This window comes from Bradyrhizobium sp. 41S5 (assembly GCF_011516665.3).
GTDB lineage: Bacteria > Pseudomonadota > Alphaproteobacteria > Rhizobiales > Xanthobacteraceae > Bradyrhizobium > Bradyrhizobium quebecense.
Map to the genome: position 1 here is coordinate 2,249,236 of NZ_CP083721.1, position 14,342 is coordinate 2,263,577.

A 14,342-nucleotide genomic window follows, 5' to 3' on the forward strand; every position below is an offset into this window, starting at 1 on the left:
GTAAACTCCCTATGCTGTTTTGTTATAGCGTATGAACCTGCCTTCCAGGATTGGCAAGTATGGATTTCCGCCAGCTTAGGACCTTTGCGTGCGTCGCGGAACTCGGGAGTCTGAGCAAGGCATCCGATACCCTGCGGGTCGCGCAGCCGGCGCTGAGCCGGCAGATCAAGCTGCTCGAGCACGAGCTGCGCACCGAACTGTTCACGCGCAACGGCCGCGGCATGGTGCTGACCGATGCCGGCCGTCTGCTGCTGGCGCGCACCGGCGGTATCGTGCGGCAGATCGACCAGATCCGGGACGACATCCAGTCCGCGGGCGGCGCGCCGTCCGGGCGCGTCGTGCTCGGGCTGGTGCCGACGGTGAGCTGCGTGATCTCGGCGCGGCTGGCGCGGCGCACGGTGGAACGCTATCCCGGCATCTCGCTCTGCATCGTCGAAAGCTACAGCGGCCACCTGATCGAGTGGCTGCATCGCGGCGAGATGGACCTTGCGGTGATCTACGGCCCGTCGGTCGATCTGCATCTGGCGGTGCAGAGCCTCGGCCGCGACTCGATCGTCGCGGTCGGCCCGCGCGGCAGCGGGCTGAAGCAGAAGAAGCAGGTCGATATCGGCTGGCTGCTGCGCCAGCGCCTGGTGCTGCCAAGTCATTCGCACGGGCTCCGCGCCATGATCGAGCATGCGGCGGCGAAGAAGAAGGTCACGCTCGACGTCAAGCTCGAGGCGGATTCGTTCCGGGTGCTGACGAGCCTGGTCGAGGAGGGGCTCGGATACACCATGCTGCCGCCGTCCTCGGTGCGCGGCGAGGTCGCGGAAGGCCGGCTGGAGACCGCGCCGCTAGCGCGGCCGGCGCCGCGGCGCGAGCTGACCCTGGCCTCGCCGGTCGAGCATCCCGGCTCCAATGCCATCACGCTGATCGCCAAATTGCTGCGCGACGAGGTCGCCGCGTGCCGCGCCGAGGGGCTCTGGGATATCCAGCTCGCCTGAACGCGGCTTCGCATCACTTCACCTGGAAGCCAAGATGACCGCGGAAGCGGTTCTTCAGGTACGTGCCGTCGCGTGGCGGCAGCGCGCGCTCGACTTCGCCGGCCGCGATGCGGATGCGCGCCAGCCGTGGACCGCCAGCGAGATCGCGCAGGCTCGCGCGGAAGCGTTCGATGCCGGCCATGTCGGCGATGTCGGAGACATTGCCGATGCCCGCGCCGCTCGCGATCACCTCGAGCCTGGCCCCTAAGCCGGAATGGCTGAGCTGCATCCCGGTCTCGCCGAAATGGCCGTTGTCGAGCACCGCGATCGAGAGATTGCCGGGCTGCTTGGTGGCAATGGTCAGCAGGCTGCCGATCCCCATCAGTTGCTCGCCGTCACCGGTGATAACAAGCACCGGGCGCTTCGGCTGCGCCAGCGCCAGCCCGAGCCCGACCATCGCGGCGCCGCCCATCGCGCCCCAGAGATAGAAATTGCTCGCGTGCTCGCCGGCGTCGAACACGTCATAGGACGAAGAGCCGAGCCCGGAGATCACGAGCAGGTCGCCGCGCTCAGTGAGCAACGCCTTCACGGCGGCGCGGCGGTCGAGAGTACCTGTTGGCGCTGACATCAATGCGTCTCCCTGGTCCACTTCTTGCGGCCGATCATCCGCTGCGAGATCAAGACCGCGACCTGCTGGTCGCCGTCATAGGCGAGCGAGGCGGCGGCCGAGATCACTTCCTCGGCGTCATCGGGGTTCTCCAGCCGCAGCACGGTGGTGCCCATGATCTCGAAGGCCTGCGGCGTCGCCCGGCCCATCGGGATCTGCCAGGGATTGAACTCGGCCCATTCGCCGCGCATCGTCACCAGCGTGAGCAGCGGGAAGCGGCAGCTCGCCATCAGCGACAGCATGTTGACGCAATTGCCGACGCCGCTCGATTGCATCAGCAGCACCGCGCGGTCGCCGCCGAGCCAGGCGCCGGCGGACAATGCCACGCCTTCCTCCTCGGTCGTCAGCACCGTGGTCTTGATGTCGGCATCGGCGTGCGACAGCTTGATCAGCTTCGAGTGTCCGGCATCAGGGACGTAGGACACCTGCGCCACGCCAAAATTCTTCAGCGTGCGGTAGATCGCAACCGGCCAGTCGGTGCCGGTGGCGTTGTCCTGGTGAACGGCAATCTGGTCCATCATGGCCTCGGCTAGGGGCGCGCAGTGGCGCGTCCTCACCGAAGCCCTTTACCGCGCGAGCAGCCTTAATCCCCTTCGCATCTGGCTCGCGCAGCTATACCGGATTTGTATATCCCCGTCAGCGCAGCCGGGACCCTCGAACTCAGGCGTTCGGCTGCAGAAACGTGCCGTATTGCCTGCTCGTGACGACCGCGGCGGCGGCCTCTCCGATGACGCGTATCGCCGCCATCATCGGCCATGGCCCAAGGCTGACCCGGCGCACGCCGGCGCGGGCAAGCTCCGGGATTTCGGGAACGCCCCGCGTCACCATGATGTTGACCGGCAGCGGCGTCAGCTGGACGAGCCGCTCGATCAGCGGAAGGTCGGTGAGGCCCGGCACAAAAATGCCGTCGGCGCCGGCATCGGCATAGAGCTTCGCGCGGCGTGCCGCTTCATTCAGGCTTTGCTCCGGCGAGCCGAACTTCAGCAGAAACGGATCGGTTCGCGCATTGATGAAGAGGTGAATGCCGAGCTGTTGCGCGGTGTCCCGCACCGCCCTGATCTTGGCGGCAGGCAGCTCGGGACTGGCGAGCTGCCGCTTGCCGCCCAAAAGCCCGTCCTCGATATTGATGCCGATCGCGCCGGCCTTCAGGATCCTCGCCGCCGAATGCGCGGCGGCTTCCGCGGTGTCGCCATATCCGGCCTCCAGATCGATCGATACCGGAACCGGGACCGAAGCGGTCATCCGCGAGACCAGACCTTCCACGATGTCGAGCGGGGCATTTTCGCCGTCGGCAAAGCCGAGCGCGGACGCCACCGCGCCGCTGCTGGTCGCCACCGCCGGCGAACTCTTCGCGATCGCCTTGGCGGTGGCGACGTCCCAGGCATTGAACAGGATGAGCGGGTCGTCCGTCCTGTGAAGAGCATGAAATGCTTCGGCGTATTGCTGCTGTGTCGTGGCGTCCATTGCGCGCACTCCTGGTTGGAGAGAATTCGAAAGGCTGCCGTGGCCGCTGGTTGCGGCGTGCCTATTCAGCTGGCGGCGTGGGTCTTGAACCAGTCCATGATCAGACCGGTGACCTCGGCCTCACGCTCGAGGTGCGGGAAGTGCCCGACATCGGGCAGGACAACGCGCTGATGTGGCCCCTTGAAGAGCGGCTCTTCCTTCATCGAATATCGCGCTGTCGGATCGTTGCCGCCATAAATCGTCAGCGTCGGCGTATGCATGTCGCTGATCGGCAGGCGCCCCGCAACTCCCGCATCGACCAGGCCATTGTAGTATTTCAGCGCCGCCTTCATGGTGCCGGGAGAGCTGAGCGTCTCCTTGACCGAGCGGAGATGCTCGTCGTGCTCCAGGGTTGGCGACCACAGCTTCCAAAGGTAGTCGACGAAGGGAAGTCCCTCGATGTTGACCGCCGAGTGAGCGCCAGGCACCGTAAAGAAATAGACATGGAAGACCGATCGAACGGCATCGGGATCGCTCCTGAGGCTCGCGATTGTGATCGGGTGCGCGGTGTTCATGACCACCGCGGCCTTGATCGCCGACGGCGCCGTGGCCAGCACCTGGAACGTCGACGTGCCGCCCCAATCCATGCCGACGACGCGCGCCTGTCCGTCGTCGCTGAGCGCGGCGATCAGCGCTTCGAGATCCTGGCCCAGCGCGATCGGATCGAAGATGCCGTCGGCCGGAATCTCCGTCGGCGCATAGCCGCGCAGGAACGGCGCGACCGCGCGATACCCGGCATCAGCGAACACCTGCAGCTGCTTGCGATACGACCAGGCGTTGTCGGGAAAGCCGTGCATGAACATGACAAGCGGCCCGCTGCCCTGTTCGAGATAGGCAAATCGCACGCCGTTGGCCTGCACGTATTTCAACGTGGGTTCGCTGCCGGCGGCGTCAGGCGTTGCCAGTGCGGTGCTTCGGATCGTCATCGCTCTCTCTCCATCTTTCCGTCGTTGGTGCTTTCCTGGCAAATATGTGCGTAGCGCACATATATGGTCAAGTTGTTTTTTGTGCGCAGCGCACATATTATTTCCCCTATGGAAAACGGAATCGCCAATCTGCTGGGCGCGCTGTCGCTCGCCGTCATCGACCGTATCGAGCAGGGCGCGCGCGAGGTCGTCGGCCGCGGCGGCGAGACGCCCGCGGCCCTCATCGTCATCGGCTATGGCCAGGGCATGACCAACGACAAGCTGAGGCGAATCCTCGGCCTGTCGCATTCCGGAACGGTTCGGCTGGTGGATCGTCTGGTTTCGGATCGGCTCGTCGAACGCCGTCCTGGCAAGGACGGCCGCGAGGTCGCCTTGCATCTGACGGCGACCGGCGCCGCGTCCCGGAACGAACTGCTGGCGTCGCGGATTTCGGCCGTGACGTCATTGCTCGATGTGCTGTCGTCGTCTGAGCGGAAGCAGCTAGGAACCTTGATCCGGGAGCTGCTGGCTAGGCAGGACACGTCCGAGATGGATCGCTTCACGATCTGCCGGATGTGCGATGACCGCGTCTGTACCAATTGCCCGTTGCCGACAAACAAGGGCCAGCACCTTCGCTAGTCCGGCGGTGCCTTGCTGGCGCGGGGCAACTGGCGAGGGCTACGGCCCAGCCGTCCGGCTTGGAGTCCGGCGCGCGCGTGAAAATCTCCTGCGCGGGGTGCCGGCAAATCCGGCCATGATGTTGACGCGCGCTTCCAGGGACCGCCGGAAAGCGCCTCGCCAGGACGCTGCTTCAGGCCACTTGAGCGGGAAAAGCGAGGGATAGCCGGCTTCGCCGGCAAGTCGTGGCCGTTGTCCCCGTGGCCGCCTGACCTGCACGATGTCTATCTCGGGTCGCATTTTTGATCTGGATCATAGAGCCGGTCGATCGACGCAATACAGACTAGCTGAACCCTCGCCATACAAGGGGGACGTCTCAACCGGAAGAACCCCAAGGGATCATTGATGTGATTAATCTCGCAAGGATTGAACGCGATCCGAACTACCAGGAACTCGTGCGTCGACGGTCGTCGCTGGGTTGGAGGTTGTCGCTGATCATGCTTGTCGTCTATTTCGGCTTCATCCTGCTGGTGGCCTACGCTCCCAAGTTTCTGGGCATGCCACTGGGCAGCGGCGTGATGACGATCGGCATTCCGATCGGCTTGTCCGTCATCGTGCTCGCCTTCGTGCTGACGGGCATCTACGTGCGCCAGGCGAATTCCAGCTACGACGTCCTCGTTCGCAAGATTGTCGAGGAGAACCGCCCATGAAAAAGGTCTCCTGGCTCCTGACGCTTCTCCTCGTCGGCATGCCGACGTTCGCGCTTGCCGCAGGTACCATTGATGGCGGCTCAAAGCAGGCGATCAATTGGTCGGCGATCGGCATGTTCGTAGGCTTCGTCATGCTGACGCTCGTCATCACCTATTGGGCCGCAAAACGGACCGCGTCGGCTGCGGACTTCTACTCGGCCGGCGGTGGAATCACCGGCTTCCAGAACGGGCTGGCGATCGCCGGCGACTACATGTCGGCGGCCTCCTTCCTCGGCATCTCGGGCCTCGTCTACACCTCCGGTTATGATGGCTTGATCTATTCGGTGGGCTGGCTCGTGGGCTGGCCGATCGTCACGTTCCTGATTGCCGAGCAGCTGCGCAACCTCGGCAAGTTCACCTTCGCCGACGTCACGTCGTTCCGGCTCGGACAGACCGACATCCGCATCCTGGCGGCGTGCGGCTCGCTGGTCACCGTTGCGTTCTATTTGATCGCCCAGATGGTCGGGGCCGGCAAGCTGATCCAGTTGCTGTTCGGTCTCGACTACTGGATCGCGGTCGTCCTGGTCGGCGGTCTGATGATGATCTACGTGACCTTCGGGGGAATGAAAGCAACAACCTGGGTGCAGATCATCAAGGCCGTGTTGCTGCTTGCGGGCGCGACGTTCATGGCCGGAGCCGTTCTCTACAAATTCGGGTTCAGCCCGGAAGCGCTGTTCGCCAAGGCGACCGAGGTGCATCCCAAGAAGATCGCAATCATGGAGCCCGGCAGTCTGATCTCCAATCCATTGTCGGCGATCTCGCTCGGCCTCGCGCTGATGTTCGGAACAGCCGGCCTGCCGCACATCCTGATGCGCTTCTTCACGGTGAAGGACGCCCAGGCTGCCCGCAAGTCGGTGTTCTATGCCACGGGCTTCATCGGCTATTTCTACGTTCTGACCTTCATCATCGGCTTTGGCGCGATCACGCTGGTGTCCACCGATGCGACGTTCCTGGACGCCTCCATCCTGGAGAAGACCAAGAGCGGCATCGCGGCCATCAAGGGCGGCTCGAACATGGCGGCTATCCATCTCGCGAACGCGGTGGGCGGCAACCTGTTTCTCGGCTTCATCTCGGCGGTCGCCTTTGCCACGATCCTGGCGGTGGTGTCCGGTCTGGCGCTGGCCGGTGCATCATCCATCAGTCATGACCTCTACGGCATGGTGATCAAACGCGGTGCCGCCAACGAGCAGGACGAGATCCGGGTCTCGAAAATTGCGACGCTGGTGCTGGGCGTGCTCGCGATCTTCCTGGGCATCGTGTTCGAGAATCAGAACGTCGCGTTCATGGTCGGCCTTGCGTTCGCCATCGCCGCTTCCTGCAATTTCCCGGTGCTGGTGATGTCGATCTTCTGGAAGGGGTTGACGACGCGGGGCGCGCTGATCGGCGGCTTCCTCGGTCTTATCAGCGCCGTGGTCGGTGTCGTTCTATCGCCGGCCGTGTGGGAGGCGACTCTGGGCTACGCCAAGGGTTCGGCGCCGATCAAGCTGGACAATCCCGCCCTGTTTTCGATCGCGATCGCCTTCGCCGGGATCTGGTTGTTTTCGATCCTGGATCGCAGCAAGCGGGCGGCGATCGACCGCGACGGCTTTGATGCGCAGTTTGTCAGGAGCCAGACTGGTATCGGGGCTGCCTCTGCCACGACGCACTGAAAGAGCTTCCAGGACAGTGCTTCGGTACCGGCCGGGTTCACGAACCAGCCGGTACACCTCTCAGCCGGCCATCAGGACCGACATGCCCAAGGCGTTCGACATCAGCAATGCACCGTTCGATCGCCTGACGCCGGGCGAAGCCGAGATGCTGCGGGCTTCGCTGGATGTGGCATATTTCCGTCCCGGCGACGTGATCCTCGGAAAGGGCGCGCCCGCGGATGCGCTTCACGTCATCATCAAGGGCACGGTCGAGGAGCGCGACGAATCCGGGTTGGTGGCCCTGCTCGGCAACAAGGACACTTTCGACAGCCGCGCACTCGTCCACGACCAGAACGGGCACGCGTTTCTGGCACGCGATGAGACGCTTTGTTACACCATTCCCAGGAAGGTTGCGCTCGACCTGATCAAGGCGAACCCGCGCTTTGCCGCGTTCTTCTACCGCGAGATATCGCAGAAGCTGGACGAACTCGCCAATGACGAGGAGGCGAAACGTTTCGGTTCGCTGATGTATGCCAAGGTAGGCGAACTCTTCCTGCACCCTCCGGCGTTTCTGGTTGCAGAGGATACGATCGAGACCGCCGGTCGCCTGATGCGCCAGATCGACAGCAATGCGCTGTTTGTCCGCGACGGTGAGCGGGTCGGCATGATCACGGGAATGAGCCTGTCGAAGGCGGTGGTGCTGCGGCGCGAGTCCGTCGAGATTCCGGTTGGTCTGCTCGCGAACTTCGACATCGTGTCGGTCCAACGAACCGATTTCGTGTCCTCGGCGCTCCTGCTCATGACTAAACACAACAAGCGGCGGCTCGCGGTGAAGGACGGCGAACGGTTCGTCGGCATTCTGGAGGAGATCGACCTGCTGGGATTTCTGGCAGGAAGCGCTCAAGTTACCGCCGGCCGGATCGATCGAGCTTCGAGCCAGCAGGATTTGGCCATAGCGGCACGCGAGATCGAAGCTCAAACACGGGTGCTGCGGCGACAAGGCGTCAAGGTGGAAGTGATCGCCGAGATCGTCTCCGACCTCAACAGACGCCTGCTGTCCCGATTGTTTGAAATGGTTGCGCCGGCCAACATGCGCAGCGACAGCTGCCTGATCGTGATGGGCAGCGAAGGGCGCGGCGAGCAGACCATGCGCACCGATCAGGACAACGGCCTCATCCTGTCCGCCCCTGTCGATGTCGAGATTCTTCAATCGTTCCGGAGCGCGTTCTCCGGTGCGCTGCAGGGTTTCGGTTTCCCGCCCTGTCCCGGCAACGTCATGGTAAGCAATCCGGCATGGTCCAAGCCGCTGGCTGACTACCTTGCGGATTTCCGTCGATGGGTTGCGCTCCCCGACGAGGCCGCGCACATGAATGTCGCCATCATCTATGATGCGCAGGCGATTGCCGGCAATTTGCAGCTGCTGGACAGCGCCAAAGCGGAGCTGATCGACCTGATGCGGGGCGAGCAGGCCTTTCTGGCCCGTTTCGCGCGCGCGATCGATGCGTTCGCAACGCCCATTGGCTTGTTCAACAACCTGATCACGTCGGAGGGCACCGGGGACGCGCTCGACCTCAAGAAAGGCGGCATCTTTCCCATCGTCCACGGCGTTCGCAGCCTCGCGCTCGAGCAGGGTCTGCACGAGACCTCCACCGACAAGCGGATATCCCGGCTGTGCGACCTGGGCATATTGCGTACCGAATTTGGACGCGACTTGAAGCAGGCCTTCCGATTCATGCTGATGCTTCGGCTCGACGAACAGCTGGCTGCGTCTGCCGGCACGTCGGGCACTCTGGTGAGACCGGCGCATTTGTCCAGCATGGAACGCCATCTGCTGCGCGACGCGCTTCAGGTGGTGAAACAGTTTCGTGAAATCATTCGTCACCACTTCAAGCTGGCGATATTCTAGAATGCTTCCGCGTGCGATCAAGCGATTGCTCCACCAGGCGACCCTGAGCGATCAGTCGTACCGTTTCATGTTCGATCGCCCCCCGGACGACGACCTCGTCGCCATTGACTGCGAGACGACCGGGCTCAACGTGCGGAAAGACGACGTTGTCACCATTGCCGCCATCAAGATCCGCGGCAATCGAATCCTGACCAGCGAGCATTTCGAAGCAGTCGTGCACCCCGACAGCGAGATGAAGACGGAGGCGATCAAGATCCACCGCTTGCGTCAGTCCGATGTCGAGGCTGCGCCAATCGTCTGGAAGGTGCTGCCGAGTTTTCTGCGCTTCATCGGTTCGCGTCCCCTGATTGGCTATTACGTCGACTTCGACGTCGCCATGCTGGACAAGTACATCCTTCCGCTGGTGGGCATAGAACTGCCGAACGAGCGGATAGAAGTCTCACGGCTCTACTACGAGCGCAAATACGCCGACGCGCCGCCCAGCACGTCGGTTGACCTCTCGTTTTCCGCAATCCTCAAGGACCTCCGTATTCCCTCGCTCAATCAGCATGATGCGTTCGACGACGCATTGATGACGGCGATGATGTTCGTTCAGTTGCGTGACCTTGCCCAGCGCGGTAGGCGGATCGCGCGCCAGCGCACCAGCCCCGTTTTCAATCCGACCGGGGCATGATCGAGCCCTGGTCCGGTAGAGCCGAAACGTTTCAGCGCACGTTCTTGCCGGCCGTGAAGACGTACATGTCCCAGAACGTCTCGGGGTGCTCGACCTCGAAGCGGTGCCACTGGTCGAGATTGGTCTCGTCGGCCGTGCCTGGAAACTGTTTGCGGAATTGCTCGAGCACCGCCGGATCGTCAAACGGCTCGAAACCCCCGAACGACAGGCCGTGCTCGTTCAGGAATGCCGCGATCTCGGGAATCGTCAGGCGATGTTCCATGACATTGAACAGCAGATCGCGGCAGCCGCTCATGCTGTAGAAATCCTTGGCGCTGATCAGCGGCTTCCATTGTTCGGCTTCGCGAAAAATGTCCTGGCGGCACCGTCTAATGTCGTCGGCGGTTGTGCGATAATTGCGCGTGGCGATGCGGGCGCGGGCCTCCACGATGACGCGGCGGGCCGGATCGCTGTACAGGCCGATGCGCATCGTGCCGCCCGACCGCAGCAGCGAGACCAGTACGCGCCAACCGGCAAAAGGCTCGGCCAGATGGTGCAGCACGCCGACCGATTCGATGCTGTCGAAGGTGCGACCGATCGCGTCCAATTCCAGGATATCCGCCTGCGCATATTCGATGTTGTGCAAGCCCAGCTCCCGCGTCTTGCGGCGCGCATAGGCAAGGCTGGTCATGCTGATGTCAACCGCGAGCACGCGGGCATTCGGATAAACCTGCGCGGTCTGGATCGCGTGCGAGCCGGTGCCGCAACCCGCGATCAGGATGTCCAGCCTGGCTTGCTGTTCTTCGGTCGCGACGATTCGTCCTCGCGCTCGATCGGCAGCGAATGCCGTCAGCGGGTTGATGGTCCAGCGCGGGTAGGGATTTTCCTCGTATTGGCGCATCACTTCGACGGATACATCGTTCTTGATCGGGGTGAGCGTCGCAATGGCGCCGCGCTCTTCCGCCTCCTCGCGTGGCTCGCGAAGCTGTACCTTTAACAGGCCGGCTACGGCCTTGGGCCAGTCCCGCCGCAGCAGCGCGTCCGTCCCAGGCAGGGCATGAAGCGGAAAATAGGCCGCCACCACCGCCAGCGTGATCGGCGCGATCGCGGCCGCCGATGCGAGGTCTTGCAGCAATCGATCGCGCAATGCGCCGGCGAGTTCGCCTTCCGCCTGGCTCTGTCCGCAGGCATACTCGTTGATGAAGCATTGCCGGGCGAGCGCGCAGGCAAAGCCGACGATCTCGTCGTCCGCTGCGTCCTGATCGCTCGCGCGCCGCAACAGCTCGGCCCGTGCATAGCCCAGCAGCACCTCGAGTTGCATGCTTGCCAGCGTCGTCGCTTCCATCGCGGCGCGCAGGAACAGGTCGCGAGCAAGCAGGCCGACGCTGTCAGTGCCGAACAATTCGGTGCTCGTGACTGGCAGCGGCCATTTGCCGGCGATCCGCCCGATATAGGCGGTGACGGTCGGGCTCTGGATGATGAAGCCGACAGCCTTCGTATCCATGCCGAGCGCCAGCGCCTTGGCGAAATGTGCGGCCGCCTTGGCGCGATTGCCCAGCGCCTGGTACGAATTGCCGGCATTGTAGTGGCAGGCGGCGTTCACCTCGTCGGAGGCGATCGCTTTCGCGAACATCTTCGCGGCAGCCCGGTGATCGCCGGCTGCCTGCGCCATCAGGCCGAGAAGATTGAGGCTCTGCACATGGGTGGGCTCGCGCGCGAGAATGTGCCGGCAGATCTCCTGCGCTTCGTTGAAGCGGCGCATCCCGTAGAAGCGGCTTGCCTCGGCAGCAAGGTCGGCAATGCTGACGCTGGCGGAGCCGAACGCGGGTGCGCTTTTGCCGGACTCGTCCCGTCGCTTACCGGCCGCCCGCCGTTCCTTTCGGTTCATGTTCCGTCAACTGGCCCAAGCTGCAAGATACTGCCGCACCGGCCGGCCAGCAGCCGCGCATCGACAGTCACGTCAGGCAGACATAGGGCCGAACGTACTTGCAGCCAAGGATATTCTAAGGCTCAGCCCGGAATCCGCACCGGCAGGTTCTCGATGCCGCGCACGAAGCTGGAATAGACCCGCTTCGGCTCGCCGACCACCTCGATGCGGTCGAAGCGCTTCAGCATCTCCTGCCAGACGATCTTGAGCTGCAGCTCGGCGAGCCGCATGCCGACGCAGCGGTGGATGCCGAAGCCGAACGACAGATGGATGCGCGGCCGGGCACGATCGATGATGAACTCGTCGGGGCGGTCGATCACCTCGTCGTCGCGGTTGCCGGAGACGTACCACATCACGACGCGGTCGCCCTTCCTGATCGTCTTGCCGCCGATTTCGGTGTCCTGGAGCGCGGTGCGCCGCATGTGCGCGAGCGGCGTCTGCCAGCGGATCACCTCCGGCACCATGGTGTCGATCAGCGCGGGGTTCTCCTTCAGCTTCCTGAACTGGTCGGGATGCTCGTGCAGCGCCAGCACCGAGCCGCTCATGGTGTTGCGCGTGGTGTCGTTGCCGCCGACGATGAGCAGAATGATGTTGCCCATCAGATTGTCGGGGTCCATGTGCCTGGTGGCGTCGCTGTGCGCCATCATCGACAGCAGGTCGTTCCTCGGCGGCGCGTTGACGCGCTCATTCCACAGCTTTGAGAAATACGCGTAGCACTCGTCCATTTCCTGCCGCCGCTGTTCCGGGGAATCGACGATGCCGCTCTTCGGCAGCGCGGTCGAGACGTCGGACCAGCGCGTCAGCTTGCGCCGCTCTTCCCAGGGGAAGTCGAACAATGTCGCCAGCATCTGGGTGGTCAATTCGATCGAGACGCGTTCGACGAAATTGAAGGTCTCGTTGCGCGGCAGATTGTCGAGCACGCTGGCCGAGCGCTGGCGGATCAGCTTCGCCAGCTCGTCGAGATGCGTCGGCGTGAACATCGGCGACACGGTCTTGCGCTGATGGGCGTGCTTGGGCTGGTCCATCGCGATGAAGCTTGGATAATCGTAGCCGGGCGGCACGTCGCGGATCGAGATGCCGCCGAGCGTGGAGTCGGAGGAGAAGATGCCGTGGCTGGTGTCGACATGCATGATGTCGTTGTACTTCACGACAGACCAATACGGCTCGATCGGCGCATTGGTGCAGTAGTGCACCGGCTCTTCCTTGCGCAGCCGCTCGAACCACGGCCACAACGTGTCGTTCTGGAATAGTTTTGGCGCGCCGGGGTGAAAATCCCTGAGGGGCGTCGCATTGGCTTCCTCGCGCGCCTGGCGCAGCAACTCGGCCCGGTCGGCGCGGATGGCGGTCTGGACGTTCATGGTTCTTGATCCCGGTTGGCTCGCGATGCGTCAGGCGGCAATGCGCACGGGCAACGTCTCGTAGCCCTTGATGAAGCTGGAATACACCCGCTGCGGCTCCTCCACCACCTCGATCGTGTCGAAGCGCTTGAGGATTTCCTCCCAGATGATCTTGAGCTGCAGCTCGGCGAGACGCAGCCCGACGCAGCGGTGGATGCCGAAGCCGAAGGAGATGTGGGTGCGCGGCCGGGCGCGGTCGATCAGGAACTCGTAGGGCTTCTCGATCGTCTCTTCGTCGCGGTTGCCCGAGACGTACCACATCACGACCTTGTCGCCCTTCTTGATCTGGCGGCCGCGGAACTCGAAGTCGGCGAGCGCGGTGCGCCGCATATGGGCGAGCGGCGTCTGCCAGCGGATCACTTCGGGCACGAAACTGTCGATCAGCGCCGGGTTCTCCTTGAGCTTGCGGTATTGCTCCGGATGCTTGCTCAGCGCGTAGATGCTGCCGGACAGCGTATTGCGTGTGGTGTCGTTGCCGCCGACGATCAGCAGGATCAGGTTGCCGAGGAAATTCTTCGGGTCCATGTTCCGCGTGGCGTCGCTGTGCGCCATCATCGAGAGCAGGTCGCTCTTCGGCGGCTGGTTGCTGCGCTCCTTCCAGAGCCTTGCGAAATAGCTCGCGCATTCCATCAGTTCGGCCTGCCGCTCGTCCTCGGTGGCGACGAGGCCGCCGGCGCCGGGCAGCGTGGTCGCAACGTCGGACCAGCGGGTCAGCTTGCGGCGGTCCTCCCACGGGAAGTCGAACAGCACCGCGAGCATCTGCGTGGTCAGCTCGATCGAGACCTTGTCGACCCAATCGAACACCTCGCCGCGCGGCAGATTGTCGAGGCATTCGGTCGAGCGGTTGCGGATATTGATCGCGAGCTCGTCGAGGTGCGTCGGCGTGAACATCGGCGCCACGGTCTTGCGCTGCGCCGAATGGCGCGGCTGGTCCATCGCGATGAAGCTTTCGCGGCGCAGGTCCGGCGGCACGTCGCGGATGGTGATGCCGCCGAGCGAGGCGGCCGAGGAGAACACCGCGTGGTTGGTCTCGATGTCCATGATGTCGTTGTAGCGGGTGATCGACCAGTACGGACCGAACATCGAATCCTTGCAGTAGTGCACCGGATCCTCGCGGCGCAGCCGGTCGAAATACGGCCAGAAGGTATCGGTCTTGAACAGCTCGGGATGGCCGGGATCGTAGTCCGCGAGCGCAAGCGTGTTGGCGCGTTCGCGTGCGGCATCCAGATTGGTGTCGTCGACCAGATCGATGGTCCCGTGCATGAGCGGCTCCTCAACCGTTTCGCGGCCGGGGCATCGCCGGCGCGGTATGTTTTACCGAATTACATTCTCATTCCGCGGTTTGCGCAAGGGCTCTCAACGCGCATTTGGCTGCATTGATGTCAGGTCAAAGCGGCCGAATCCGGGCTTTTCGCCGGTGGAGGGGGC

Annotated in this window: 13 protein-coding genes; 6 read left to right on the forward strand and 7 right to left on the reverse strand. The window is 63.5% G+C overall.

Annotation, left to right across the window (positions count from 1 at the left end; translation table 11 throughout):
• Nucleotides 1–59: 59 nt before the first annotated feature.
• The gene (locus HAP47_RS10590; protein WP_173638291.1) at nt 60–983 is read left to right on the forward strand and encodes a LysR family transcriptional regulator; all 924 of its coding nucleotides are present in this window, start codon (nt 60–62) and stop codon (nt 981–983) included.
• 13 nt (nt 984–996) lie between these two features.
• On the opposite strand, the gene HAP47_RS10595 is transcribed toward HAP47_RS10590, so the two are convergent.
• From HAP47_RS10595 to HAP47_RS10610, 4 genes are all read right to left on the reverse strand, one after another.
• Nucleotides 997–1,590, reverse strand: a complete 594-nt coding sequence (locus HAP47_RS10595) for a thiamine pyrophosphate-dependent enzyme (protein WP_173638290.1) — start codon at nt 1,588–1,590, stop codon at nt 997–999.
• The gene (locus HAP47_RS10600) at nt 1,590–2,150 is read right to left on the reverse strand and encodes a thiamine pyrophosphate-binding protein (protein ID WP_173638289.1); all 561 of its coding nucleotides are present in this window, start codon (nt 2,148–2,150) and stop codon (nt 1,590–1,592) included. The genes HAP47_RS10595 and HAP47_RS10600 overlap by 1 nt, the downstream gene beginning before the upstream one ends.
• Nucleotides 2,151–2,289: 139 nt before the next feature.
• Entirely contained in the window at nt 2,290–3,093 is an 804-nt protein-coding gene (locus tag HAP47_RS10605) for an isocitrate lyase/PEP mutase family protein (RefSeq protein ID WP_173638288.1), read from the reverse strand.
• A gap of 65 nt (nt 3,094–3,158) precedes the next feature.
• The gene (locus HAP47_RS10610; RefSeq protein ID WP_173638287.1) at nt 3,159–4,058 is read right to left on the reverse strand and encodes an alpha/beta fold hydrolase; all 900 of its coding nucleotides are present in this window, start codon (nt 4,056–4,058) and stop codon (nt 3,159–3,161) included.
• Nucleotides 4,059–4,166: 108 nt separating this feature from the next.
• On the opposite strand from HAP47_RS10610, the gene HAP47_RS10615 reads away from it, so the two are divergent.
• From HAP47_RS10615 to HAP47_RS10635, 5 genes are all read left to right on the forward strand, one after another.
• Nucleotides 4,167–4,676, forward strand: a complete 510-nt coding sequence (locus HAP47_RS10615; RefSeq protein ID WP_173638286.1) for a MarR family winged helix-turn-helix transcriptional regulator — start codon at nt 4,167–4,169, stop codon at nt 4,674–4,676.
• A 386-nt stretch (nt 4,677–5,062) separates the two neighbouring features.
• Nucleotides 5,063–5,365 carry a DUF485 domain-containing protein gene (locus HAP47_RS10620; RefSeq protein ID WP_173638285.1) on the forward strand — a complete coding sequence of 101 codons (303 nt, stop codon included), beginning with the start codon at nt 5,063–5,065 and terminating at the stop codon, nt 5,363–5,365.
• The gene (locus HAP47_RS10625) at nt 5,362–7,053 is read left to right on the forward strand and encodes a cation acetate symporter (protein WP_173638284.1); all 1,692 of its coding nucleotides are present in this window, start codon (nt 5,362–5,364) and stop codon (nt 7,051–7,053) included. Before HAP47_RS10620 ends, HAP47_RS10625 begins: the two co-directional genes overlap by 4 nt.
• Before the next feature lie 82 nt (nt 7,054–7,135).
• A complete protein-coding gene (locus HAP47_RS10630; protein WP_173638283.1) occupies nt 7,136–8,938 on the forward strand; it encodes a putative nucleotidyltransferase substrate binding domain-containing protein in 1,803 nt (600 codons plus the stop codon).
• Nucleotide 8,939: 1 nt separating this feature from the next.
• Nucleotides 8,940–9,611 (forward strand): 3'-5' exonuclease, encoded by a 672-nt coding sequence (locus HAP47_RS10635; protein WP_173638282.1) that lies wholly within the window; start codon nt 8,940–8,942, stop codon nt 9,609–9,611.
• A gap of 31 nt (nt 9,612–9,642) precedes the next feature.
• On the opposite strand, the gene HAP47_RS10640 is transcribed toward HAP47_RS10635, so the two are convergent.
• The 3 genes from HAP47_RS10640 to HAP47_RS10650 all read right to left on the reverse strand — a co-directional run bounded on the left by HAP47_RS10640 (nt 9,643) and on the right by HAP47_RS10650 (nt 14,177).
• On the reverse strand, nt 9,643–11,478 hold the full coding sequence (locus HAP47_RS10640) for a class I SAM-dependent methyltransferase (protein WP_231168832.1): 1,836 nt from the start codon (nt 11,476–11,478) through the stop codon (nt 9,643–9,645).
• A gap of 122 nt (nt 11,479–11,600) precedes the next feature.
• Nucleotides 11,601–12,875: a cytochrome P450 gene (locus HAP47_RS10645; RefSeq protein WP_173638281.1), complete on the reverse strand. Its 1,275-nt coding sequence runs from the start codon at nt 12,873–12,875 to the stop codon at nt 11,601–11,603.
• Nucleotides 12,876–12,905: 30 nt separating this feature from the next.
• On the reverse strand, nt 12,906–14,177 hold the full coding sequence (locus tag HAP47_RS10650) for a cytochrome P450 (protein WP_173638280.1): 1,272 nt from the start codon (nt 14,175–14,177) through the stop codon (nt 12,906–12,908).
• Nucleotides 14,178–14,342: the final 165 nt, after the last annotated feature.